The organism is Actinocorallia sp. B10E7 (genome assembly GCF_039871655.1).
GTDB lineage: Bacteria > Actinomycetota > Actinomycetes > Streptosporangiales > Streptosporangiaceae > Actinocorallia.
In genome coordinates, this window is sequence record NZ_JBDPLZ010000007.1 from 136,467 (window position 1) to 159,696 (window position 23,230).

At 71.6% G+C, this 23,230-nt stretch carries 21 protein-coding genes and 1 tRNA gene; 12 read left to right on the plus strand and 10 right to left on the minus strand.

Features of this window, described 5'->3' with window-relative positions:
• Positions 1-11: 11 nt before the first annotated feature.
• From ABGB12_RS24490 to ABGB12_RS24510, 5 genes are all read left to right on the plus strand, one after another.
• Positions 12-83, plus strand: a tRNA-Arg gene (locus tag ABGB12_RS24490).
• A 156-nt stretch (positions 84-239) separates the two neighbouring features.
• Positions 240-881 (plus strand): DUF4232 domain-containing protein, encoded by a 642-nt coding sequence (locus ABGB12_RS24495; RefSeq protein ID WP_347681777.1) that lies wholly within the window; start codon positions 240-242, stop codon positions 879-881.
• A gap of 58 nt (positions 882-939) precedes the next feature.
• Positions 940-3,354 (plus strand): hypothetical protein, encoded by a 2,415-nt coding sequence (locus ABGB12_RS24500; protein WP_347681779.1) that lies wholly within the window; start codon positions 940-942, stop codon positions 3,352-3,354.
• Positions 3,355-3,689: 335 nt separating this feature from the next.
• Positions 3,690-3,998, plus strand: a complete 309-nt coding sequence (gene mihF, locus ABGB12_RS24505) for an integration host factor, actinobacterial type (protein WP_347681781.1) — start codon at positions 3,690-3,692, stop codon at positions 3,996-3,998.
• Positions 3,999-4,168: 170 nt separating this feature from the next.
• A complete protein-coding gene (locus ABGB12_RS24510; RefSeq protein WP_347681782.1) occupies positions 4,169-4,861 on the plus strand; it encodes a hypothetical protein in 693 nt (230 codons plus the stop codon).
• A gap of 5 nt (positions 4,862-4,866) precedes the next feature.
• On the opposite strand, the gene ABGB12_RS24515 is transcribed toward ABGB12_RS24510, so the two are convergent.
• Positions 4,867-5,115: a hypothetical protein gene (locus ABGB12_RS24515; protein WP_347681783.1), complete on the minus strand. Its 249-nt coding sequence runs from the start codon at positions 5,113-5,115 to the stop codon at positions 4,867-4,869.
• Positions 5,116-5,342: 227 nt separating this feature from the next.
• Here ABGB12_RS24515 and ABGB12_RS24520 point away from each other — a divergent pair, with 227 nt between their 5' ends.
• Positions 5,343-5,882, plus strand: coding sequence for a hypothetical protein (locus ABGB12_RS24520; protein ID WP_347681784.1), 540 nt, complete (start codon positions 5,343-5,345; stop codon positions 5,880-5,882).
• Positions 5,883-5,927: 45 nt separating this feature from the next.
• On the opposite strand, the gene ABGB12_RS24525 is transcribed toward ABGB12_RS24520, so the two are convergent.
• A complete protein-coding gene (locus tag ABGB12_RS24525; protein WP_347681785.1) occupies positions 5,928-7,415 on the minus strand; it encodes a serine/threonine-protein kinase in 1,488 nt (495 codons plus the stop codon).
• A gap of 16 nt (positions 7,416-7,431) precedes the next feature.
• Here ABGB12_RS24525 and ABGB12_RS24530 point away from each other — a divergent pair, with 16 nt between their 5' ends.
• From ABGB12_RS24530 to ABGB12_RS24545, 4 genes are all read left to right on the plus strand, one after another.
• Positions 7,432-8,325 carry a ribonuclease Z gene (locus ABGB12_RS24530; protein WP_347681786.1) on the plus strand — a complete coding sequence of 298 codons (894 nt, stop codon included), beginning with the start codon at positions 7,432-7,434 and terminating at the stop codon, positions 8,323-8,325.
• A 94-nt stretch (positions 8,326-8,419) separates the two neighbouring features.
• Positions 8,420-9,718 carry a glycosyltransferase gene (locus ABGB12_RS24535; protein WP_347681787.1) on the plus strand — a complete coding sequence of 433 codons (1,299 nt, stop codon included), beginning with the start codon at positions 8,420-8,422 and terminating at the stop codon, positions 9,716-9,718.
• Entirely contained in the window at positions 9,715-10,563 is an 849-nt protein-coding gene (locus tag ABGB12_RS24540; RefSeq protein WP_347681788.1) for an alpha/beta hydrolase, read from the plus strand. The genes ABGB12_RS24535 and ABGB12_RS24540 overlap by 4 nt, the downstream gene beginning before the upstream one ends.
• On the plus strand, positions 10,560-11,813 hold the full coding sequence (locus ABGB12_RS24545; protein ID WP_347681789.1) for a cytochrome P450: 1,254 nt from the start codon (positions 10,560-10,562) through the stop codon (positions 11,811-11,813). The genes ABGB12_RS24540 and ABGB12_RS24545 overlap by 4 nt, the downstream gene beginning before the upstream one ends.
• 247 nt (positions 11,814-12,060) lie before the next feature.
• Here ABGB12_RS24545 and ABGB12_RS24550 read toward each other — a convergent pair whose 3' ends face one another.
• The 8 genes from ABGB12_RS24550 to ABGB12_RS24585 all read right to left on the minus strand — a co-directional run bounded on the left by ABGB12_RS24550 (position 12,061) and on the right by ABGB12_RS24585 (position 20,913).
• A complete protein-coding gene (locus tag ABGB12_RS24550) occupies positions 12,061-12,780 on the minus strand; it encodes a spherulation-specific family 4 protein (RefSeq protein ID WP_347681790.1) in 720 nt (239 codons plus the stop codon).
• Positions 12,781-12,803: 23 nt separating this feature from the next.
• Positions 12,804-13,655, minus strand: coding sequence for an NAD-dependent epimerase/dehydratase family protein (locus tag ABGB12_RS24555; protein WP_347681791.1), 852 nt, complete (start codon positions 13,653-13,655; stop codon positions 12,804-12,806).
• Positions 13,652-14,365 carry a sugar phosphate nucleotidyltransferase gene (locus ABGB12_RS24560; RefSeq protein WP_347681792.1) on the minus strand — a complete coding sequence of 238 codons (714 nt, stop codon included), beginning with the start codon at positions 14,363-14,365 and terminating at the stop codon, positions 13,652-13,654. Before ABGB12_RS24560 ends, ABGB12_RS24555 begins: the two co-directional genes overlap by 4 nt.
• Before the next feature lie 12 nt (positions 14,366-14,377).
• Entirely contained in the window at positions 14,378-15,373 is a 996-nt protein-coding gene (locus ABGB12_RS24565; RefSeq protein WP_347681793.1) for a GDP-mannose 4,6-dehydratase, read from the minus strand.
• A 13-nt stretch (positions 15,374-15,386) separates the two neighbouring features.
• Complete coding sequence (locus ABGB12_RS24570; RefSeq protein WP_347681794.1) at positions 15,387-16,748, minus strand: hypothetical protein; 1,362 nt, start codon at positions 16,746-16,748, stop codon at positions 15,387-15,389.
• Positions 16,745-18,166, minus strand: coding sequence for a GT4 family glycosyltransferase PelF (gene pelF, locus ABGB12_RS24575; protein WP_347681795.1), 1,422 nt, complete (start codon positions 18,164-18,166; stop codon positions 16,745-16,747). Before pelF ends, ABGB12_RS24570 begins: the two co-directional genes overlap by 4 nt.
• Complete coding sequence (locus ABGB12_RS24580; RefSeq protein WP_347681796.1) at positions 18,163-20,175, minus strand: hypothetical protein; 2,013 nt, start codon at positions 20,173-20,175, stop codon at positions 18,163-18,165. The genes pelF and ABGB12_RS24580 overlap by 4 nt, the downstream gene beginning before the upstream one ends.
• Before the next feature lie 144 nt (positions 20,176-20,319).
• A complete protein-coding gene (locus ABGB12_RS24585) occupies positions 20,320-20,913 on the minus strand; it encodes a response regulator transcription factor (protein WP_347681797.1) in 594 nt (197 codons plus the stop codon).
• Positions 20,914-21,222: 309 nt separating this feature from the next.
• Here ABGB12_RS24585 and ABGB12_RS24590 point away from each other — a divergent pair, with 309 nt between their 5' ends.
• Both ABGB12_RS24590 and nagA read left to right on the plus strand, forming a co-directional pair.
• Complete coding sequence (locus tag ABGB12_RS24590; RefSeq protein ID WP_347681798.1) at positions 21,223-22,107, plus strand: sugar isomerase; 885 nt, start codon at positions 21,223-21,225, stop codon at positions 22,105-22,107.
• A gap of 3 nt (positions 22,108-22,110) precedes the next feature.
• Complete coding sequence (gene nagA, locus ABGB12_RS24595) at positions 22,111-23,226, plus strand: N-acetylglucosamine-6-phosphate deacetylase (RefSeq protein WP_347681799.1); 1,116 nt, start codon at positions 22,111-22,113, stop codon at positions 23,224-23,226.
• Positions 23,227-23,230 lie beyond the last annotated feature (4 nt).

Below are 23,230 nucleotides of genomic sequence, written 5' to 3' on the forward strand. Positions count from 1 at the left end.
TCTCGTTGCGGGCTCCCGTAGCTCAGGGGATAGAGCGTTGCCCTCCGGAGGCAAAAGCGCAGGTTCGAATCCTGCCGGGAGCGCATCGAACGAAAGGCCTCGTAGGTGATCACCTACGAGGCCTTTCGTCTTTCCGCGGGCTTCTTCGCCTTCCCCTTTCCCCCTTCCTTTCCCACCTATCGCGGCATTTGGGGCAGACTCCAACACGTTCCCCGTTCCAGGGCTCCCCGAGGAGACACATGCGTTCAGGACGATCCCCCCTCATCCTCACCGCCGTCGCCGCGTTCGCCGGACTGACGCTGACCGCCTGCGGGGGCGGAGGGGACGAGAACGCCGCCTCCCAGAGCGCTCCCGAACGCTCCGAGCAGGCCGCTCCCACCGCGCCGCAGGAGGCCGAGACCAGGCCGACGCCCGCCGCGACCACCGCCCCGCCGGCCCCGAAGGGCACACCGGGGTGCGGGAACGCCCAGCTGGCGCTGGCGCCCGCCGGAGGGCAGGGCGGCGCGGGCACCCACATCCAGCGGCTGGAGATCACCAACGGCGGGGGGCTGTGCACCCTCGAGGGGAGGCCCGAGGTCTACCCCTACGACGCCGCGGGGAACCGGATGAAGGGGTTCAAGACCACGTCCGTCCCCTCCGACTTCGGATCCATCGGCGGATCTCCGGGGAAGGTCACCCTGGAGAAGGGCGGCAAGGCCGTCCTCTATGTGGTGATCAACGACAACAGCGCCTCGGGGAAGTCCTGTCCCGAGGCGGCCGGACTGGCCTTCCTCGCCCCCGGGGACGCGGGGAGCGCCCCGGTGAAGCTCGCCAAGGCCTGGAGCCCGTGCCCCGGCCCGATCCAGGTCTCGGCCGTCCACCCGCCGACTTCCGTCTTCTAGGCATATAACGACATCCGGTTTCCCTTTATGATCTCCCATCCGCGAACGTGGAGGACCGGTGGAGATCACACGCACCATCGTCGGCGGCGTCCCCGCCTACTGGACGGACGGACCCGAGTATCAGGCGGCGCTCATATTCCGGGTGGGACGGTCCGACGAGACGCTGGCCCGCAGCGGGATCACCCATCTCATCGAGCACCTGGCCCTGCATGAGCTCGGCGGCGCCGAACGGCACTTCAACGGCGTGGTCGACGCCCGCACCACCACGTTCGTCAAGCAGGGTTCCCCCGAGGAGGTCGCCCGTTACTTCAAGGGCGTCTGCGCCGGGCTGGCCCGCCCGCCCATGGAGCGCTTGGAGGCCGAAAAGCAGGTCCTGCGCACCGAGGAGGCCGGCCAGGGCGGACGCGCCCTCGGCGACCTGCTGCTGTGGCGGTACGGCTCCCGGGGGCGCGGCCTGCTGGGCTACCCCGAACTCGGACTGCCCGAGATCTCCCCCGAGCTGATCACGTCCTGGACGAGGTACTGGTTCACCCGGGGGAACGCGGTGCTCGCCTTCACCGGCGGCCCGCCGCCCGAGGACCTCGTGCTCGACCTCCCCGACGGTCCGCGCCGCCCCTGCGCGCCGTCCGCGCCGGTCCTCCCCTACTTCCCCGCCCACTTCCCGATGCAGCTGGACGGCGTCATGCTGCACGCCGAGGTCGAGCGCAGTCCCGCCTCCTCCCTCTACCGGCGCGTCCTGCAGCGCAGGCTGCACGACGTGCTGCGCCGCGAACGCGCGCTGAGCTACACCACCTCGGTCGAGTACCGGCCCGACGAGGCGCGCACCGCGGAGATCGTCGCCTTCGCCGACGGCCTCCAGTCGGTCTCCGGCGAGCTCACCTCCGCCTTCCTGGAGGTGTTCGACGACCTGGCCTCGCACCCCGTCGACGAGGCGGAGCTGGAGGAGGCCAAGAAACAGGCGCGGGAGGACCTCGAGCACCGGGACGCCGCCACGGCGTGGGTCATGTCCATCGCCTGGGACGAGCTGATGGGCGCCGCCATCCGCACTCCCCGCGAGCAACTCGACCGGCTGCTGGAGGTGACGCCGCAGGACGTCCTGCGGACCGGCGTCCAGGCGCGGGACTCGGCGCTGCTCGCGCTCCCACCGGAAGTGGAGCCCTCCGACCGGCGTTACCGGCCCGCGCCCGGCGACTCGTCGTACGCGCTGGAAGGGCACGTCCTGCACCCCTGGAGCGGTCCCAGCCACCTGATCGCCGCCCCCGCCGGGCTGAGCAAGGTGACCGGGAGGTCCATGGCCACCATCCGGTACGCCGAGTGCACCGCGGTCCTGGCCTGGCCGGACGGCGCGCGGCAGCTCTTCTCGCCCGACGGCATCGCCGTCCGGGTCGAGCCGGGGCTGTTCCGGGACGCCGCCCCGCTCATCCACGCCATCGACCGGTCCGTCCGGCCCGACGTCTTCGTCCGGATGCCGCCGCGTGAGAACGTCCCCCAGCCCCAGGACGGAGGGCCGCCGCTGTCGCTGGAAGCTCCTCCTCTGGAGCAGGAGCGCCGGAGCCTGTTCAAGCGCAGGCGCCAGGACGATCCCGATCCGCAGCTCACCGAGGCTCTCACCGCGGTGCGGGCGGGCCGGCCCGAGGCCGGCCTTGAGGTGCTCGCGGCCAGCCGGGGTTACCACGAGCTGCGGGACCGCCGTCTGGCCCACCTCTCCGATTCCTGCACGCTCTTCGGTCTCGCCCCTCTGCGCGCCGCCCGGCCCGACGACCCCGACCTGCTGCTGTGGGCCGGTTCCGTGCGCATCAAGGAGGCCTGGCGCATCCGCAGCGATTCGCGGGCCGAGTACGTGGCTCAGGATCAGTTCCAGCGGTTCTGGCTGGTGCTCTCCCAGGCGGGCGACGCGCTGCTGCGCGCGGCGGCCCTCCTGCCCGACGACCCCACCCCGTGGGACACCCTGCAGTTCTACGGGCTCGGCATGCAGCTCCCCCGCCCGGAACTCGACCGTTACTGGGCCGAGATCACGCGGCGCGACCCGTACCTGTACGGGGCGTACGAGAGCCGCGCCCAGGTCCTGGCCGCCAAGTGGCAGGGCTCGGACGCCGAGAGCCTTGAGTTCGCCGACGAGACCTTCCACCGGGCCCCGCCCGGCCATCCGCTGAACGCCATCGTGGCCGCCGTCTGCCTGGAGACCGCCGTGGCCTCCGACGCCGAGGCCCGTCTCCACCTGAGCCGTCCCGACATCCACGGACGACTGGCCGCCGCGTCGGCGAAGTTCCTGGCCGCGCCGCAGAACCACCCGAAGGCCCAGGAGGCCCACCAGTACTTCGGCGCCGCCTTCTACCACCTGCGGGACCTCACGATGGCGCGCCACCACCTGTCGATGGCGCACCCCTCGAAGGACCTGGCGCTGGCCTGGCTGTACTCATCCGAGAGCAAGAAGGACTACCAGCAGGCCCGGCAGCTGCTCGGATTGCGCTGATTCCCCTTATTTCACGGGAATAACAACCAGTTCTTCTTGTTGTACTCGGTGTACTACTCAATCCCCTACAAGCCATGCAGGAGGAGTTTTTGGACACCGTCATCCGACGGAGCGAACAAACGACTGATTCCCCCATCCGATCCCGGTCCCTGCGGGCCCTCGCGGTCGCCGCGCGGCTCGAACAGCGGGCCGAGCGTGATCACGTTCGGTCACCGGACCACGTCGAATCGAACTAATCCGCTGCTCAAGTGGGCGTTGGGCCATGCGGTTCGCCATGATGGGTCGTAACGCCCAGGCTGATCGCATGGGCGGTTCGACGACGACGAGGAGAAACGATGGCTCTGCCGACGCTGACCCCCGAGCAGCGGGCCGAAGCTCTCGCCAAGGCCCAGGAGGCCCGCAAGGCGCGCAGCGAGCTGCTGGCCGCCCTCAAGGCCGGGACGCTCAGCCTGGGCGACGTGCTTTCCCGTGAGGACGCCGTGGCCAAGAAGACCAAGGTCACCCAGGTGCTGAAGGCCCTGCCGGGCTATGGGCCGGCCAAGGTGGCCGCGCTCATCGAGAAGCTGGGCATCGACGAGAACCGCCGGGTCGGCGGCCTCGGCGAGCAGCAGCGCGCCAAGCTGCTGGCCGAGATCGGCGGCTGATCCGCGCCGAGAACGGGCCCCGCCGCGGCTTGCCGCGGCGGGGCTTTCTGATCTTTTTCCGGTTCGACCGGATCCCACCACGGCCGGTCACCACGCGATCACCAAATGATCGATAACGAAAACCGAATAACTCCAGGTGCCGCCCGCCACGGTGTGCAACGGTCCCGAACGTGAGCAGATACCCAGCGTTGCACGCCGCTCGCAGCGAGCACCGGATCAGGAGGTTCACGGCCGCGGGGCTGCCCGTGCTGGCCGTCCTCTCCTGGGCGTTCGCCGGGCTGCTGCACCAGCCGCCCGTGTCCGCGCCGTTCCGGGGAGACGTCACCGGCGCCGAGAACGCCGGGCCCCGCCCGCAACCGCCCGAGGAGATCGCCCAGTCGGCCACCCGGTCGCCGTGGAACCCGATGCCCGCCCCCCGGGGGACATCGGACGTCCAGGCCTCCGACCGCGCTCCCGCGCCCCACTGGACGCCGGCGGCCACATCACGTCCCGTCCCGGCGTGGACGGCGCCGTCGCCCCCCGCGCCCTCCGGGCCGGGCGCGCAGAAGGGCGAGGAGACCGACAAGACGCCCCGGCCGTCCTCCACCGCGGGGCCCTCGGCCGCGACGGACACCGCGGCGCGCCCTCCGTCCTCCGAACGCGGTACGAGACCGCAGAGCACGGGACACCCCGCCCCCTCCGAGACCCGCGCCGCCGCGGCCGCGGAACCCTCATCCGCGGCTCCTCCGGCCGAGGGGCACCGGACGTACCCCACGCCCGAACCGGAGCCCGCGCCCGCCCCCCGGGACACCGCAGAGTGCCGCGGGCTGCTGCTGCCGCTGCTCGGCTGCCCCGCCTGGGCGCTGGGCCCGTGGACGCGCTGACCCGCTCAGCGGCGGTCGGCGCGGTACTCCTCGATCAGCCGGGACAGCACCCCGCCGTAGTGCGCGATGATGCGCTCCAGCTCGTCGGGGCGCGCCACGTCCAGTAGCTCGCGCTCCAGCAGGACGAAATCGCAGAGGCTCTCCCACTCCCGGATCTTCTCCTGGTCGGGAAGGGGCTTCAGCCTTTCCCGGCCCGCCTCCCCCAGGTACCAGCACGCGATGTCTCTGAGCAGTCTGCTCGCAGCTTCGACCATGATCTCGAGTCTGGCCCTCCGGTTCACGCGCGAAACTCCGATCCGGGCAATGGATCCTTCAGGGACGGGTCACCGGGGCGGGTCCGACGAGGCCTTCGGGAGGCTCGGGATTTCGGTAAAGGTAAGGTGCCGGTTCGTCTTAACAGCTGGACAGGGGAGGCGTGATCGGTTCGTCCTGTCTAGGATCGCAGCGTCCTGAACGGCTCGCGAGAGTACGGAGGGTTGCGATGGTCCGATCCCGGGCCGGGCGTCAGGTCCGCCACGTCCGTTGGCGCTGCACGGCCAACGTCTCCCGCCCCTTTGCCCCGGACGACCCCTACGATCCGGACCTGTACCGGCTGGTGCCCGCCGAGCCTCCGCTGACCCTGGCACAACTGGCCGCCGCCGTGGACCCCGCCGGTTCGCCTGCGTGGCTGCCCGCCACCGGGCTGATCTGGGGGCGCGCGGAGTTCCTCGACCTGCCCTGGGTGTCGGACTGGATGTCCGGCTGGGAGGAGGGCGAACGCTACTGCGAGACGGTCGTCACCCGGTATGGCGACTTCATCCCGGCCGATCTCGCCGTACTCGAGGCGGCCGCGCTCGACTTCCAGGGCCTGGAGACCGCCGACCGGGAGGCGAGCTTCGTGCACGAGAGCCACGTGTGCCGATTCGCCGGCCTGGACGACCTCCATCTGGCCCTCCTCACCCTCTACCGGGACCAGTGGATCGTCCCCCTGACGGACGGCACCGTCGTCGCCCCGCGGCTCGCCCTCGTCCCGGCCGGTTAGCGGCACCGCCTCGCGTGTCGCGGCACATGCGCGGTGCGGCGGCCGTCAGCTCGGCCGGATCGTCTCCAGGAAACGCGCGTAGGCGGGTAGTCCCTCCTCCCAGCGTTCCTGATCGGCCAGCAGGATCACCTGGAGGTTCTCCCCGAGGAACTCGAAGATCCGCGTCTTCGCGTGGGCCGGACGGCCGTTCTGCGTGAACGTGAACTCCAGTTCGTAGGCGGTCTGGCCACGGTAGGAGACGCTCATGATGTCGCCCACCCGCTTGTAGTCGGGGTAGTCGAGCATCGCTGCGGCGGCCTCCAACTCCTGTTTCAGGCCGACGCTCGTGCTCGGGGAGTCGACGACGATGCCGATCCTCCCGCCGTCCTTCGCCGCCGGGGCGAGGAACGTGCCCTTGCCGTCGTCGGTCCAGTCGGCGGGGACGATGACCGTGTAGAGAGGGCCCTTGTACTCCCGCTCGTCCGGTCCCGGCGTGGGCACGGAAATCGGGGCGGAGACCGATGACGTGGACGTGGGGGTAAGGGGCTTCCCGTCCTTCCAGGGCGAGAGCGCGACGGCCACGCCGACGACCAGGACCAGCGCGGCACCGGCGGCGATCATGACAGGACGCCGGTCTCGGCCGCCCCGGCGCGTGGAGCCGTTCTGCGGGAGCACACCCGGATCGGTGTCCGCCGACCGGACCGGGTTCGGTGATCCGGCCACCGCCGCCAGCAGGTGCGCGGCGTCGTCCGCGCGCATGCGCGTGTCGGCGTCCTTGCGCAGCAGACCGGCGAGGACGGGAGCGAGCGGTCCGGCGCGGCGCGGCGGGTCGGGCTCCTCCGTCAGCAGGGCGGACAGGACGCCGACGAGGTCGTCGCGGTCGAACGGCGGGCGGCCCTCCACCGCGGTGTAGAGGGTGGCGCCGAGCGACCACAGGTCCGACATGGGGGTGGCGGGCCGCCGTCTGGCCTGCTCCGGCGACAGGTACGCCGGAGAGCCGAGGAGCGCCCCGGCCCGGGTGAGCTCGGGGTCTCCGGCGAGGCTGGCGATCCCGAAGTCGGTCAGCACCGCGCGGCCGCCCTCCATCAGGACGTTGGCGGGCTTGACGTCGCGGTGCACCACCCCGGCGGCGTGTGCGGCCCGCAGCGCGTCGAGCAGCTGCAGTCCGAGCGAGGCCGCCTCCTCCGGGGAGAGGGGGCCTCGCTCCGCCAGGACCCTGTCCAGCGAGTCGGCCCGCACGTAACGCATGACGATCCAGGGCCGGCCCTCCTCCTCCACGACGTCGTGGACGGTCACGATGCCGGGGTGGTCGAGCCTGGCCGCCGCTCTGGCCTCTCGGATGATCCGCGCGTACAGCGGCGCGGGGTTCACTCCGGGCGGCGGGCTGACCTCCTTGAGCGCCACCTCCCGGCCCAGGAGCCGGTCGTGGGCGCGCCAGACGGCGCCCATCCCGCCCCGTCCGAGCAGCTCGACCAGCAGGTAGCGGTCCGCGATGATCTTTTCGGGGGGCACGAACGTGACGATACCCGCCTGGACCATCCCGGTACGGGTCATGCGCGAGGATGAAGGGATGTCCAACAGGGAGCTGTTCGTGCTCGGCACCGCCAGCGCCGTGCCCACCCGGCACCGCAACCACAACGGCTACCTGCTGCGTTGGGACGGGCAAGGTCTGCTCTTCGACCCGGGCGAGGGCACCCAGCGGCAGATGTCCCACGCCGGGCTGGCCGCGAACGACCTGAACTGGCTGTGCGTCACGCACTTCCACGGCGACCACTGCCTGGGCGTGCCGGGCATCGTCCAGCGGATCTCCAGGGACGGCGTCACCCATCCGGTGCACGCCGTCTACCCCGCGAGCGGTGAGACGTACTGGCGGCGCCTGCGTCACGCCGCGTCCTTCTACGACACCGCCGACATCACCGAGCACCCCGTCGAAGACGGCGGCGCGGAGTTGCGGGGGGAGGGTTTCACTCTCACCGCACTGCGCCTCGACCACGGGATCGAGGCGTACGGGTACCGGCTGGCCGAACCCGACGGGCGGACGATGCTGCCGGAGAAACTACGCGAGCACGGCATCCGGGGCCCGGAGATCGCACGGCTCAGCGGCCCGCTGCTCGAGGAGTGCAGTGTGGCGCGGCCTGGGCAGAAAATGGCCTTCGTCATGGACACGCGGCTTTGCGACAACGTCTTCGCTCTCGCCGAAGGAGCGGACCTGCTGGTCATCGAGTCGACGTTCCTCGACTCCGAGGAACGCCAGGCCGCCGAGCACGGGCATCTCACCGCGCGCCAGGCCGGCCGGGTCGCCCGCGAGTGCGGGGTGCGCACGCTGGTGCTCACCCACATCTCCGAGCGGTACGCCGAGGCCGACGAGCCGCTCTTCCTGGAGCAGGCGGACTTCCCCGGCGCGGTGCTCGCCCGCGACCTGGACCGGATCCCGCTGCCGCCGCGGCGCCGGACCGGCGGCTGACACTTCTTCCACAGGCGTTCCCGCAACGGCGCGTCTTCTCTGATCAGATCCCCTATGGTTACTTTCGGTGACACTCCAGGGGGGATCGAGTGACATGAGAGCGCTGTTGCTGACCATCGGGTCGCAGGGGGACGTCCTGCCCTTCGTCGCGCTGGCCCACCGGCTGCACCGGGAGGGCCACCAGCCCCTGCTCGTCGCCCCCCGGCTGTTCCAGGGCCTGGCCGACGCCCACCGGCTCCCGTTCGCCCCGCTGGACCTCGACATGCTGCGGGTCTCCGACGCCCTGGCCGAGACCCACGGTCTGCGGCAGTTCCTCCGGTTCGCCCGGGCGCTGGGCGAGTCGACGCCCGAGGCGCTGGAGAGCGTGGTGCGGGCCGCCGAAGGCGACTTCGACCTCGTCGTCCACCACCCGATGGTGCCCCTTGGCCACCACCTCGCCGACTGGGCGGGGGCGCGGTCGGTGGCCGCGGCGCCCACCCCGATACTCCAGCCGACCCGCGCGTTCACCTCACCGATGTGGGGGGTGCGCTCCCCCTTCCCCCGCGCCTCCTACGCCGCCGCCCGCCGGATGATGCTCCGGCCCTGGAAGCGGGAGCTCGACCACTGGCGACACCACACGCTGGGCCTGCGCCGGCGCCCCGGCTGGCGCGACCCTTTGGTGCGGCCGGACGGCGAGGAGGCGACGGTGCTGCACGCGCTCAGCCCGCAGGTGCTGCCCCGGCCGTCCGACTGGCCCGCCGCCGCGCACCTCACCGGCTACTGGCGGCTGCCCGAACTCCCCTTCGCCCCCGGACGGCGGCTGCGGGAGTTCCTCGCCGAGGACGACCCTCCGGTGTACGTGGGGTTCGGCAGCCTTCCGCTGGGCGATCCCCAGCGGATCGCCCGGATCGTCGTCGAGGCCGTGGAGCAGGTCGGCGGCCGGGTCATCGTCGCGGGCGGCTACCGGGGGCTGCGCGGGGTCACCAACTCCGACCGCGTGCACGTGATCCGGCACGTCCCGCACGACTGGCTGTTCCCCCGGTGCGCCGCGGTGGTGCACCACGGCGGGGCCGGCACGACGGGCACCGCCATCACGGCGGGAGTCCCGCAGATCGTCTGCCCGATCGGGTTCGACCAGCCGTTCTGGGCCCGGCGGACGCGGCGGCTGGGCGTGGCTCCGCCCTCGCCGCGGCTGCGCGACCTGTCGGTGCGCGGGCTGGCGCCCGCCCTCGACCTCGCGCTGCACGACCTGGAGCTGATCTACCGGGCCGAGGAGCTGGGACGGCGGGTGCGGTCCGAGGACGGCACGGGCGAGGCGCTGCGGCTGCTCGGCCTGTCCACCGGCCCCGTCCAGCACACCCTGCCCGGCATGCCCGAATTCCCCGAATCACCGGAAACGATGGTGAAGTTGTGATCCTGCCGCTCCCCGAGGGCTTCGAAAGGCATGTCCTGCGCCTACGGCGCGGAACCGTCGAGGCGATCCGCCACCCGGCCTCACCGACCGCCCCGGCGGCGGTCCGGGAGGAGACGGTGGTGATGGTCCCCGGCCACTTCGGCTCCAAGGAGGACTTCCGCCTGGTCATGCCGCTGCTGGCCGCCGCCGGATACGACTGCTGGGCCTACGACTACACCGACCAGTTCAGCGCGACCGGCCTGGACTCCTACAACGACTACACCCTGGAACTGCTCGCCGCCGACCTCGTCGAACTCGTCGGGAACCGGCGCGTGCACTACCTGGGGCACTGCATGGGCGGGCTGGTCGCGCGCCGCGCCGTGCTCGACCGGCCGGCCCTGGCGCGGAGCCTGACGCTGATGTGCTGCGGCCCGCACCTGCACGACATGCGGCACCGGGCCATGTGGACCGGGCTGGACGCCATGCTGGCGGCCAGCGGGCTGATGGGCGTGTGGCCGACCATCCGGCGCCTGCTCCCCGAAGACGACGAGGCGATCATCGGCTTCTGGCGGCACAAGCTCCAGACGATGAACCACGCCTACGTGCAGGGCACCGCCGACTCCATGCGCGTCACCCCCGACCTCACCGGGGAGCTGGCGCGGAGCGGAGTTCCGGTGCTGGTCCTGTACGGCTCCCGCGACCGGAGGCTGTGGACCCGCGAGACCTACCACGACATGGCGATGCGGCTCGGCGCCACCGAGGTCATGCTTCCCGGGACCGCGCACAGCCCCGTCACGGAGCGGCCCGAGGCCACGGTCATGACGATGCTCGGCCTGCTGGAGAAGTCGCAGGAGGTCTGCCGGTGACCTCCCTCGCCCTGGAGCCCGCCTCGGTCGCGGAGGCGACACGGATCTTCCTGCGGCTGGTCCGCCCCCGCCCGCTCGCCGACCCGTACCCGCAGTACCGGCGGCTGCGCGGGCTCGCGCCCCTCCACACCGTCCGGTTGCCCGGCCTGGGCACGGCCTGGACCGCCGTCTCCCACGCCTCGGTGACGCGGCTGCTGCGCCACCGCGCGTTCGGCCCGCTGTCCCAGATCCACCTGGACGGGCTGTCGCCCGGCTGGAGGAGGCATCCGTTCACCTCCTGCCTGTACCAGGCGATGGCCTTCCAGCACGGTTCCGCCCACCGTGCGAGCCGCGGCCTGGTCAACGCCGACTTCGGCGGCCGCGCCGTCCTCTCCCACCGTGCGATGATCACCGGGCTCGTCGAAGAGCTCCTGGACGCCCTGGAGCGGGGCGACGACGAGGTCGACCTGATGGAGTCCCTCGCCCTGCCGTTCGGGGTCCTGGCCATCAGCCGCGTCCTGGGCGTCCCGGACGCCCGGGCCCTGGAGCTGGCCCCGCTGCTCCGCTTCGCCGGAGCCGTCTTCGAGCCCCTGGCCACCGCCGCCCAGCGCGCCGTCCAGCACGAGTCCGGCGGCCGGGTCCTCGACCTTCTGGGCGGGCTGCTGGCCGACCGCCGCCGCGAGCCCCGCGACGACCTCCTCTCCCGGCTGGCCCGTCATCCCTTCCCCGGCGATCCCCGCGAGGCCGAGCGGGCCGCCCTGGGCACCGCCGCCATGCTGCTCATCGCCGGCGCCGACTCCCCCGCCAGCCTGGTCGGCCTGGGCACCCGCCTTCTCCTGGAGCACCCCGACCAGGCCGATCTGCTGCGCGCCACCCCTTCCCTGGCCTCTTCCGCCGCCGAGGAGCTCCTCCGCCATGATCCCCCCGTCCAACTGGTCGTCCGCACCGCTCATGAGGACACCGAACTGGCGGGCGTCCCCGTCCCCCGAGGCGGAGTCGTCTTCGGCCTCCTGGCCTCCGCCAACCGCGACCCCGAGGCGGTTTCCTCCCCCGACCGTTTCGACATCACCCGCCCGCCGGTCCCCGCTCTCGCCTTCGGCGCCGGCCCCCACTACTGCCTGGGAGCCCCCCTGGCCCGCCTCCAGGCAGAGGTCCTCTTCCCTGGCCTCCTCCGCCGATTCCCGGCCCTGCGCGCCGCCGGCCCTCCCGTCTACCGCTCCCCCGGCACCATGCTCCGCAGCCCCGACCGCCTCCCCGTCTCCCTCCGCTGACCCTCGACGACCACCGCCCCGCGCCTCCGCACACGCTTCACCGTCTCTGCCCGTATTCCGCTGCCTCTGCCCGCGTTCGTCACTTACACCTGAGCTTTCACCGCCTCCACCCGCACCTGACCGCCTCCACCCGCGTTCCTTCACTTCCGCCCGGGCCTCACTGTTTCCGTCAGCGTTCCGTGAGTCGGCGTGCCGGGCGCCGCCGCGGTTTTCGCTTCGCGCCCGCTCCCGGTAGGGCGCCCGCGGGTCAGGGGGAGGCGAGGGTGAGGAGGCGGGGGTGGTAGGGCGGGAGGCGGTCGTAGGGGTTGGGCGTGGAGCGGTCGGTGGCGTAGACGAGGCCGGTGTGGTGGCGGCGGGCGAGGGCGAGGACCTGGTCGAGCAGGTCGGGCGGGCAGGTGTGGACCAGGTGGCAGAAGCCGTGGCGGGGGTGGGAGCGGGGCCAGGACGGAGGGGTGAGGGTCAGGTAGGTCTCGGCGGGGCCCTCGAAGGTGACGAGGACGTCGGCCAGGGCCGCGTAGGCGGGGTCGGGGTAGACGCCGTGGTTGAGGACGACCAGGTCGGCGCCCTGGGCGCGGGCCGTGGCGGTGACGGCGCGCATGTAGGGCAGGGCGTCGGGGGCGGCGGGGGCCTGGTCGAAGAAGACGTCGGCGATCTCGTACCAGTCGCGGTAGCGGCGGAGGTCCTCGACGACCAGGGCGGGGTCCCTGCGGGCATAGCCGACGTCCACGTAGGCGGCCACCGTCCCGCCGTTCTCCTCGATGCGGCGGACGACGCTCCGGAAGGCCGGGTCGGGGGCGCGGCCGGGGCCGCTGTCGATGTTCAGGACGACGGCGTAGAGCCGGGGGTCGGCCAGGCGCCGCCAGTCCTCGGGGGCGACCTCCGGGTGGAAATAGGCGGGGACCAAGGCGCTGTCGGGGACGGGACGGGGGCGGGCCGCGGCGGCGGGGACCACGGCGGCGGTCGACATGATCTGAAGGATTTTCCTGCGGCTCAACACCCCGCCTCCTGGAGGAGGTCCAGCAGGGACGTCCGCAGGGGGAAGGCGGGTTTCCAGGCGAGGGCCACGGTGGCGGCCGTCAGGTCGGCCTGCTGCCACGGGACCGCCGGGGAGTGGGAGGAGCCGCCGCCCTCTTCGGCCAGGACGCGGCCGGGTGTCAGGGCGAGGAGGGCGTGGACGAGGTCGCGGGAGAGGGTGGGGGTGCCGCTGCCCGCGTTGAGGACGCCCCGGGCGTCGGAGGCCGCGGCGGCGAGGATCGCGTCGGCGACGTCGCGGACGTCCACGTAGTCGCGGGTGGCGTCCAGGGGGCCTGTGCGGATTTCGGAGGAGCCTCGGGCCACCTGGGCGACGACCCTCCCGAGCAGGGAGGAAGGCGGCGCGCCGGGGCCTATCGGGTTGAAGACCCTCAGGACCACGGAATCCTGGAGGGTCAGGACCAGCGAGGTGCCCGCCAGTTTCGTCACTCCGTAGGCGCCCACAGGCTGTGGACGAGCGGTCTCGGCGACGGGAACGCCGACGGACACCGTCCCGTACTCGGCGGCCGAACCCACGTGCACGAGGCGGCAACCCCGGTCGCGGACGGCCTCCACCAGGCGGGAGACCGCCGTGACGTTGCCGTCCACGAGTTCGGCGGGCGTGCCGTCGACGGCGCCGCCGCAGTTCACCACGGCTTCGGGACGGACTGCGCGCAGCGCCTCCGCCAGGCCGGCCGGCTCCGAACCCGGGTCCAGCCAGAGGTCCGCCGCGCCGGGCCGCCGCGACGCGGTCACCACGTCGTGTCCGGCGGCCCTCGCCGCGACGTGACGGCCGAGGAAGCCCGTCGCGCCGAGCAGCAGCAGCCTCATTCCGCACCGCCCAGAAGCGTCGGCCGCAGCGTACTGAACTCCGCGTTCGCGCGGTCGTAGTCGTCCGGACGGCCGATGTCGAGCCAGTAGCCGTCGAAGGAGTGGTCCAGCGGGCTGTAGCCCTCCGCCAGGAGGTCCAGTACCAGTTCGTCGAACCCCAGGGGCAGCCCGGGCGTGTAGCGCTCGAGGACTTCGCGGCTGAGCCCGTAGACGCCCATGCTCACCCGGTAGTCGAAGACCGGCTTCTCGGCGAACCGGGTGATCCGGCCGTCCGACGCGGTCAGCACCCCGAAGTCGATCTTCACCTGGCGGCGGTAGGTGGCGACGGTGAGCCGCGCGCCGGCCTCGCGGTGTGCCTTCAGCAGCCCGGCGAAGGACAGGTCGGTGAGGATGTCCCCGTTCATGACCAGGAACTCCGCCGGCAGCTCCCGCAGCCCCAGCAGCGGCCCGACGGTGCCCAGCGGCGACTCCTCGTCGGTGTAGCTCACCTCGAGCCCCCAGCGTTCGCCGTCGCCGACGTAGGAGCGGATGAGGTGCCCCAGGTGGCCGATGGCCAAGGTGACGGAGCCGAACCCCTGGGAGGCGAGCTGGCGCAGCACGATCTCCAGGATCGAGTACCGGTCGCCGATCGGCACCAGTGGTTTGGGCAGGGTGCTGGTGTAGGGGCGGAGCCGGACGCCTTTGCCGCCCGCCAGGATCACTGCGTGCATCGGAGTCCTCCTTCAGACGGCGTAGACGCCGGGCCGGTAGCGGTCGAGGTTGCCGGTGAGCCAGCGGACGGTCTCGGCGAGCCCCTCTTCGAGGCTGTGGCGGGGGGCCCATCCGGTGGCCGCGCGGAGCCGGGAACTGTCGCAGACGAGCCTCATCACCTCGGACCTGTCGGGGCGGCGCCGGGTGGCCTCGGTGACGAACCGCGCGTCGGGGCGGCCCATCAGCACGGCGATCGTCCGTGCGAGGTCCCCCATGGACACCTCGTGTCCGGTGCCCGCGTTGAACAGGTGTCCTTCCAGGCCTGGGGCGGTGGCCGCGGCGACGAACGCGGCGGCGGTGTCCTTCACGTAGGTGAAGTCGCGGGTCGGCGTGAGCGAGCCGACTTTGATGGCGGTGGCGCCCGCCGCGAGCTGCGAGATGATCGTGGGGATGAACGCCCGGGCGGACTGGCGCGGCCCGAAGGTGTTGAACGGGCGGAGCGTGATCACCGGCGTCTCGAAGCTCGCGTAGTAGCTTTCGGCGAGCTTGTCCGCCGCCGCTTTGGACGCCGCGTACGGGGACTGCGCCTGCAACGGGTGCGATTCGTTGATCGGGACGCTCTGCGCCGTCCCGTACGTCTCGCTGGTGGAGGTGTGCACCATGCGGCGTACGCCGTGGGCCCGGACGGCTTCCAGCACGTTCATCGTCCCGATGACGTTCGTCTCCACGTAAGAACGCGGCGCGTGGTAGGAGTACGGGATCGCGATCAGCGCCGCCAGGTGGTAGACCGTCTCGGCGCCTTTCACGAGGGCGTTGACGGAGCCCGCGTCGCGCACGTCCCCCAGGTGGACCTCCACCTGTGCCAGGACGTCCGGCGGCAGCGTGTCGAGCCATCCCCACGATCCGAACGAGTTGTACTGCGCGAGCGCGCGCACCCGGTGGCCTCGTGTGACGAGCAGTTCCACGAGGTGGGAGCCGATGAACCCGTCGGCTCCCGTGACCGCCGCCAGGTGGGTGGTCTCACTCATGTGTCTCCTTCTTTCAACGGTGTGCCGTGGCACGGCCCAGTGCGACCACGGCGTAGGCGAGCAGAACGGTGAACAGTGCGGCGGACCCGTAGAGCTGCACCTCCGCGGGCGGGGGCGCGGCCGCTACCAGGACGGCCGTCTCCGCGGCGAGCGCGGCGCCGCAGCAGACCAGGGGGGCCGTGGTACACCCGCAGGACTGCAGCATCAGCGCGACGAACAGCGCTCCGCCGAGCAGCAGGGAGCAGACCGCCGTCCGGACGAGTCCCGGTGACGTCTCCGCGGCCAGGAACGCCAGTCCCAGCAGGACGGCCAGGACGGCCAGGAAGCGGGCGACCAGTTCGAGCAGGGTCACCCGGACGTGCATCGCGAACTCCCGCAGGCTGCGGGTCTCCCGCAGCAGTTCGTGGCCGCGTGCCCGGAAGTCGTAGAGCACCCACTCGGCGGGCCCCATCGCCGTCGACAAGGCCACCATCGCGGCGCTGGTGGCCTCTGGCGGAGCTCCGTATCCCGTGTACGCCGCGACGAGCGTGAAGGTGAGAAGCCCGGCTGCGAGCAGCCCGAACAGCGCGTACGGCAATGCCATGCGCAGGCTCGACCACGAGATCCCGGTGGCCGTACCGCCGCGCGTACGTTCGTAGGCGAGTGCCGTGACGCCCATTCCGGTGACGGCCCAGCCGGCGACGACGAGCTGCCAGGGCGGTCCGGCGAACGAGACCGACAGGCCCGGCAGGAGGATCAGCAGCAGCCAGGCCTCCCCGCCCGTCACCAGTGCGGCGGTCGCGGCCAGCAGGTAGAGGCTCTGCGCGCAGGCCACCGCCACCACAGCAGGGCCCGCCCCGAGGAGCGCCCCCAGGGCCGCGCAGACCGGGACCATCGCCGCGGTCCCTGCCAGGACTCCGCGGCGGAGCACCCGGCGGGCCGCCGCGGGGGACGTACGGGAGCAGGCCACGGCGGCCAGGCCCTGGCCGAGCGGCCAGCACGACACCAGCGCCAGGGTGAGCACCAGGCCCGTCGCCGGTCCGCCGAGCAGCGGAGAGGCCGCCACGTAACCCATCCCGGGCAGTCCGAACAGCAGTCCGCGCAGCGCATGACGTCCGCCTCTCCGCCACGCGGGCCCGTCGGGAAGCCAGGGGTTGGCCGCGTGCCCGGTGAGGGCGGGGCGGCGTACCGTGTGTTCATAGAGACGGGCGGCGAGCGCGAAGACGTCCGGATGCCCGTAACGGCGGGCTGCCTTGTCGCCTATGCCTTTGGCTTCCAGCCCCGCGGCCACTTCCAGTGCGTCCACGGCTCCGGCGAGCAGTTCCTTCATCTCGTCGGCGAGCTCCGTGAAGTCGTGCTCCGCCCTCGGGAATGGCCGGACCAGCACCCCGGTCATGGCGTTCCCGCCCCTGCCAGTTCGCGGTAGATGCCGCGGAAGGAGGAGACCGCCTGGTCGACGGTGAAGAACTCCAACGCCTTGTGGCGGGCGGCTTCTCCCATCCGTCGGCGCAGTTCCGGGTCGTGCAGCAGCCGTAGGGCCGCCGCGGCCATCGCCTGCGGGTCTCGCGGTGGAACGACCAGCCCGCACTCCTGCGTCTGCCGTCCCGGTGCGGCCGCCACGGCCTCGCCGACCCCGCCCACGTCGGTCGAGACGGTGGGCCGTCCGCACGCCATGGCCTCGATGAGCGTGTACGGGAAACCTTCGGAGATGCTCGAAAGCATCACGACGCTCCCCGCCACGTACGCGTCGCGGATGTTCGCGACTCGCCCTTCGAAGGTGACGTGTTCCGCGACGCCCAGGTCGGCGGCCAGCCGTTCGCACCGCTTGCGGTAGCCGGTGTCTCCCCCGCCGAAGAGGCGCAACCGCGTCTCCGGCAGGTGTTCCCGGACGATCGCGAACGCCCGGATCAGGGTCTCCAGGTCCTTGATCGGGTCCACTCGGCCGGCCCAGCTCAGGGTGGGGCGGGCCGGTTCCTCTCCCGCGGGCGGGAACCCTTCGGGGTCGACGCCGTTGTAGACCGTCCTGATCGTCTCGGGACGGGCCCCGCAGCGCGTCTCCCAGCGGTGGTTGTAGCGGTTTCCCGGGGTCACCAGGTCGGCGGCCCGGTATCCGGCCTCGCACAGCATCCGGAAGAACCCGAGGATGAACGCCTTGACCGGCCAGGGGTAGTCCTTTCCGTAGCCGAGATAACGTTCGCGCAGGTAGATGCCGTGTTCGGTGAGACAGAACGGAGTCCCGTACGTCCATTTGGCCGCCAGCGCGGGAAGCACCGCCATCCCGTTGGAGACGGCGTGCGTCACGTCTCCTTTCACCGCTGGACGGCTCAGCGGGCGCAGCGCGTGTTCCAGGAGCGAGACCGCGGTCAGGGCGTCGTGCACGGTCGGTGCCACGCCTTCCGGCAGCGGCCGTTCCTCCCATGCCTTGAGCAGTGTGTCCACCGGTTCTTCGCCGTTGAGCGCGGCCGGCAGCGACTCTCGTTGCGCGAACTCGTGGAGGGAGCGCAGTACGGCGGAGAACAACCGGGAGGGCCCGCCGTCCAGGACGAGTTCGAACAGCGCCCGGCAGAGCCAGGTGAACTCCCGGGCCGCTGCTCCCGCCGGGAGGCGCCCGGCGGGAAGGGCGCCCCACAGCGGGACGGTGTCCACCGCGGCGTACGGAGGCGGGTCCCACACGAGCGGTTCGGTGCCGGTCGCGGTCAACGCCACCACCTGGAACGTGTGCTCGGGCATGCCCCGGACGAGCTGGTCGCACCAGACGCTCACTCCACCATGCCCGTGGGGATAGGTGCCTTCGGTGACCAGAGTGATGTTCATACCGTCGTCGCACCGACCGTCAAAGTGATGATTCCGGTCTTGTAGTCCGACCTCTCACCGCCGTACTGGGCGCCGAACGTGTCGGTGCCGAGCAGCCCGGTCAGGATTCCTCCGAGCAGTCCGCCGGAGCTGTCCTTGGTGCCTTCGGGCATCGTGATCGGCACCGGGTTGCCGCCTCCGCCGGAGATGTGGACCTTGCCGTCCTGCCAGTAGGCGGTGACGTCGTTCTTCACGCCGTTCCAGGCCGCACGGCGCTTGAGTTCGGCGCCGTTGTCACGCATCCGCTGGCCGATCAGGGGGCTGTTGGCGGCGAACACCGTCCGGTAGTCGTTCAGGACCCTGTCCAGCAGCGGGTACAGGATCCGCCCTTCGGCGAGGTTCGACTGGTGCACGTAGTGCGGGCGGGGGTCGTTGCGCAGGATGTGCGTGAGGGTGATCCGCGCGTCCAGGGGAACGATGTGCTGCTCGTACCCGGTGGCGGGGTCGAGGGGCTCGATGCAGGTGACGGTCTGCGGGTTGTCCTCGCAGACGCCGCTGCCGCCGTCCGCGCGGCTGTTGTAGATCCAGTTGTACTCGTCGACCATCTCGGCGGCGGTGCCGACGTTGAAGTAGTTGGCCATCGGGTACCGGGGGACGGTGAGCGCCTGGCCGACGGGGCGCTGGTCGAAGTCGCGGGAGGCGTCGGAGCCCAGCCACTTGACTCCGGTGTCGGCCACCGCGCCGCTGAGGTTGGGGTTGTCCTGGGGCTGCTGCGGCAGCAGTTTCAGTCCGGAGTGCTCGCCGGTGACGACCTCGTCCCACTGGGAGGAGAAGCCCTTCAGCAGCGCCCAGTTGCGGTTGTCGGCGAACTGGGAGCGGATGTAGGAGCGGGTCGCCCACACCGTCTCGCCCTGTGCGTTCTTCTTGCAGACCCACGGCCTGACCGTGTAGTCCTGCTCGCAGCCCAGGTACGTGTGGTCCAGGGTGTGGTTGGAGAAGCGGAACTGCGACTTGTTCTGCTGGAAGGCCTTCAGCAACGGGTCCGAGCCGTTCTGCTGGACGACGTCCTTGCTGCCGCCTCCGTTGAAGTACATGTCGAGCTTGAAGTCGCGCTGGTTCTGCCAGCCGACCGCGTACGTCACGTCGGCGGGCGTCATCCGGATGGGCTGCGTCGTGACGGACGGGTCGCCGCAGTCCTCGCCGGGTGTGCAGTTCTCGGCGGTGCTCCAGCGGGAGTCGGAGGCGAACACGTCGTCCACGTGCACGCTGAAGTACTGCCGGTTGAGGCCCAGGTGGACGCCCTTGGTCAGCCAGGTGACGAGGCCGTGGGCGAGGGTGCGGAACTGCGTCTGGTGGGTGTTGGCGCTGAACGTCAGCACCATCTCGCTGCGGTCGTCGTGCGTGTAGACGCCGGCGAGCGTGGCCCCGTCCTTGGTCAGGTAGGGCTCGAAGCGGGTGCCTTCCCCGTCCGGGAGCGGGGTGGACGGGTAGCCGTAGGTCTCCGTGACGTCCGGCGCGATGTCCTCGAAGGGCACGGGGCCCTTGAGGTAGCGGAAGGCGCCGGCCTTGGCGGCGGGCGTCAGTTCCGTGGAGGAGCCGTCCAGCGGGCCCGCCTGGCTCGGCGGGTTGAGTCCGACGCCGGCGTTCGGGTAGACGTACGCGCTGAGCTGGCGGATGCCGAACTGCTGTTCGAAGGCGACGAGCGCCTCCATTTCGGCCTTGTTCTCGAACGGGTCGCTGTTGGGCAGGACGACGGCCTGGAACTTCGCGCGGGGCGCGCCGCCCACCGTGTCCTGCAGGAAGGCGGTGTCGATGACGGGGCGTGAGCCGTCGTCCAGGTTCACGACCCTGTGGGGGACGCCTTCGGACGCGAGCTGCTCGACCACGGCCCGGACGGACGGGCCTCCGTCGCTGACGACGAGGACCTTGAGATCGATTCTCGGGCCCGCCGCGTGCGCGGCCTGGGGCGGGGCCACGAGACCCGCCGTGAGCGCGAGCACCGACAGGGTCCTGCGTATCGGACCTTTCACTACGACTCTCCCTGTGATCGACTGGTTGCCCTCTGTAGGGTCCGGTATCACGGAGGTCATGGAGTGGTAAACGCAGGTTCAAACCAAAGAATGGGCCGGTCCTAGGACCGGCCCACCAGGCCACAAGAAAAACGGATATGCCAGCTAAAAAGTACTAATAGCGCGCCATCGAGCCACGGCGTGCTGTCGATTGTCGGCTTTGAGCCTCCGGTAAATATGGTGGACGTGGTTCTTCACCGTTTTCTCGGAGATGAAGAGCCGGGCGGCGATGCTCCGGTTGTCCTGGCCCTGGGCGATGAGCTCCATGATCTCCGCCTCGCGGGGAGTGAGCTCGTGCTCCAGCGACCGCAGCCGCCCCGGTCCGGCCGGCGCCCGGAAGTGCAGCCACTCCACCAGCGCCGTCGCCACCGGGGGCGAGAGGAAGGCGCGGCCCCGCGTCGCCGCCCTGATCGCCCCCGCCAGGTCCGCGACGTCGAAGCAGCCGTGGCGCAACATCCCGTAGGCGCCCGCCGCCAGCGCCCCGACCAGCACGGAAGGGCTCTCCAGCGAGGTCAGCACCACCACCGGGGCCTGCCGGGCCAGCCGTTCGATCTCCCGGACGCCTCCGGCGTCGGCCAGCCCGAAGACCAGCGCCTCGGCGTCCCCGCCAACGACGGAGAAGCCTCCGGCTTCCCGCAGCAGCGCCTCCACCCCCAGCCGGAGCACCGGATCGCCCTCAACGATCCGTACTTTCGTCACGGATATTCGACACCTCCCCCACCCGATACGCGCCCGCCCCGCCCCATCGTGCCTCAGCCGCCTCCGATTTCCCCATTAACACAGCAAGTCAGCACAGGTAACCAGAGAAAATGCGCCTTTTATCGGGCTATATCGGACCAGCCGAGGTCAGGCCAGCACGATCTCCAGACCCTCCCCCCGGATGGGCGCGAGCGGCTCCCGCCCGGCGGCGGAGCCGGTGACGAGGACGGTGGGCTCGGGCGCGATGTTCATCCGGTTCTTGTACGTTCAGCAAGAGATCAGAACGACTTTGAGCAACCGGGGGTCGCGTTGACGTTCGTAGCCGAAGAGATAGGCAGCCAGCCGGAGTGCTGGCAACGGGCCGTCACCCTGGCGGCGGACGTCGAAGGGCTGCCCGCGACGGGCGAGCGGACGGCGGTCGTCGGCTGCGGGACATCGCTGTTCATCGCGCAGGCGTACGCGGCTCTCCGCGAGTCCGCCGGGCTCGGCGAGACGGACGCCTTCCCCGCCTCCGAGTTCCCGTACGCGCGTACATACGACCGCGTGGTGGCGATCTGCCGATCCGGCACGACGACGGAAGTCCTGGAGCTCCTGGGCCGTACCGGGGCGCCCAGCGTCGCCGTCATCGGCGACCCGGACACGCCCATCGTGCGGGCGGCCGACGCCGTGATCCCCCTGGAGTTCGCAGACGAGAAGTCGGTCGTCCAGACGCGCTTCGCCACCACCGCGCTCACCCTGCTCCGCGCACACCTGGCGCTCTCCGAGCCGTCCCTGCTGCCCGCGGACCTCATCGCGCAGGCCGCCGAGGCGGTGGACGCGCCGCTTCCCGAAGGCGCGGTCGAACGTACGCAGTTCACGTTCCTGGGCGCGGGCTGGACGAACGGCCTCGCGCACGAGGCCGCGTTGAAGGTACGGGAGGCGTCCGGTTCCTGGACCGAGTCGTACCCGGCCATGGAATACCGGCACGGCCCCATCAGCGTGACGGACGAACGCAGCGTCACGTGGTTCTTCGGCGCCCCTCCCGAAGGGCTGGCGGACGAGGCGGCCGCGACCGGAGCCGTCGTCTCGGTCTCCGGCCTCGACCCGGTGGCCGACCTCATCCGCGCCCAGCGGCTGGCCGTGGCCCTCGCCGAACGCAAGGGCCTGAACCCCGACGAGCCCCGCAACCTCACCCGCTCGATCGTCCTCACCTGACCGATGGCCGATTCCACGACCTACACGAACGCCCGGCTCGTCACCCCGTCGGGGGTCATCGAGAACGGCTGGCTGCGCGTCGCCGACGGCCGCGTCGACGCTCTGGGCGAAGGGCCCGGCGAAGGCCGCGACCTGGGCGGCGCCTGGGTGCTGCCCGGCTTCATCGACCTGCACGTCCACGGAGGCGGCGGCCACTCGGCCATGCGCTCCCGGGACGCGATCCGCGAGGCCGTCGCCTTCCACCGCTCCCACGGCACCACCTCGACGCTGGTCAGCCTGGTCACCGCCCCGCTGGAGCGGATGGCCGAGGCCGCCGGGTGGATCGCCGACCTGGCCGAGGAGGGCCTGGTCCTCGGCGGCCACCTCGAAGGCCCGTTCCTGGCCCGCCCCCGGTGCGGCGCGCAGGACCCGGACGCGCTCCAAGCCCCCGACCGCGCGCAGCTCCGGCGGCTCCTGGACGCCGGGCGCGGCACGATCCGCCAGGTCACCGTCGCCCCCGAGCTGGTCAACGACAACGGCGACACCGGCCTCGACCTGATCCGCGACCTGACGGCACGCGGCGTCATCGCCGCCATCGGCCACACCGACGCCACGTACGAGCAGGCGCGAGCGGGCATCGAGGCCGGAGCCCGCCTCGTCACGCACGTCTTCAACGGGATGCGCGGCCTCCACCACCGCGAGCCCGGGCCCCTCCTCGCCGCCGCCGAGCACCCCGAGGTCGTGCTGGAGGTCATCAACGACGGCGTGCACCTGGACGACGCCGTCGTCCGCATGCTCGACCGGCTGGCGCCCCGCAGGCTCGCCCTCATCACCGACGCCATCGACGCCACCGGCATCGGCGACGGCGACTACCTGCTGGGCGCGATGCGCGTACGCGTCGAGGACGGCCAGGCCCGCCTCATCGAGAACGGCTCCCTGGCGGGAAGCACGCTGACCATGGACGCCGCCGTGCGCCGCGCCGTCAAGAACGTCGGAATGCCGATCGAGACGGCCTCCCGCTACGCCTCCGCCGTCCCCGCCCGGGTGCTCGGCCTCACCGACCGCGGCACGCTCACTCCGGGCGCGCGTGCCGATCTGGTCTTCCTCGACGACGACCTGCGGGTCGTCGAGGTCCCCTGACCCG

Coding starts and splice junctions, on each gene's coding strand:
- ABGB12_RS24495 (WP_347681777.1), top strand. CDS start 240: ATGCGTTCAGGACGATCCCCCCTCATCCTCACCGCCGTCGCCGCGTTC.
- nagA (WP_347681799.1), top strand. CDS start 22,111: ATGGCCGATTCCACGACCTACACGAACGCCCGGCTCGTCACCCCGTCG.
- ABGB12_RS24535 (WP_347681787.1), top strand. CDS start 8,420: ATGAGAGCGCTGTTGCTGACCATCGGGTCGCAGGGGGACGTCCTGCCC.
- ABGB12_RS24555 (WP_347681791.1), bottom strand. CDS start 13,655: ATGAGGCTGCTGCTGCTCGGCGCGACGGGCTTCCTCGGCCGTCACGTC.
- ABGB12_RS24570 (WP_347681794.1), bottom strand. CDS start 16,748: ATGACCGGGGTGCTGGTCCGGCCATTCCCGAGGGCGGAGCACGACTTC.
- ABGB12_RS24520 (WP_347681784.1), top strand. CDS start 5,343: ATGGTCCGATCCCGGGCCGGGCGTCAGGTCCGCCACGTCCGTTGGCGC.
- ABGB12_RS24515 (WP_347681783.1), bottom strand. CDS start 5,115: ATGGTCGAAGCTGCGAGCAGACTGCTCAGAGACATCGCGTGCTGGTAC.
- ABGB12_RS24530 (WP_347681786.1), top strand. CDS start 7,432: ATGTCCAACAGGGAGCTGTTCGTGCTCGGCACCGCCAGCGCCGTGCCC.
- ABGB12_RS24550 (WP_347681790.1), bottom strand. CDS start 12,780: ATGTCGACCGCCGCCGTGGTCCCCGCCGCCGCGGCCCGCCCCCGTCCC.
- mihF (WP_347681781.1), top strand. CDS start 3,690: ATGGCTCTGCCGACGCTGACCCCCGAGCAGCGGGCCGAAGCTCTCGCC.
- ABGB12_RS24560 (WP_347681792.1), bottom strand. CDS start 14,365: ATGCACGCAGTGATCCTGGCGGGCGGCAAAGGCGTCCGGCTCCGCCCC.
- ABGB12_RS24565 (WP_347681793.1), bottom strand. CDS start 15,373: ATGAGTGAGACCACCCACCTGGCGGCGGTCACGGGAGCCGACGGGTTC.
- pelF (WP_347681795.1), bottom strand. CDS start 18,166: ATGAACATCACTCTGGTCACCGAAGGCACCTATCCCCACGGGCATGGT.
- ABGB12_RS24525 (WP_347681785.1), bottom strand. CDS start 7,415: ATGACCCGTACCGGGATGGTCCAGGCGGGTATCGTCACGTTCGTGCCC.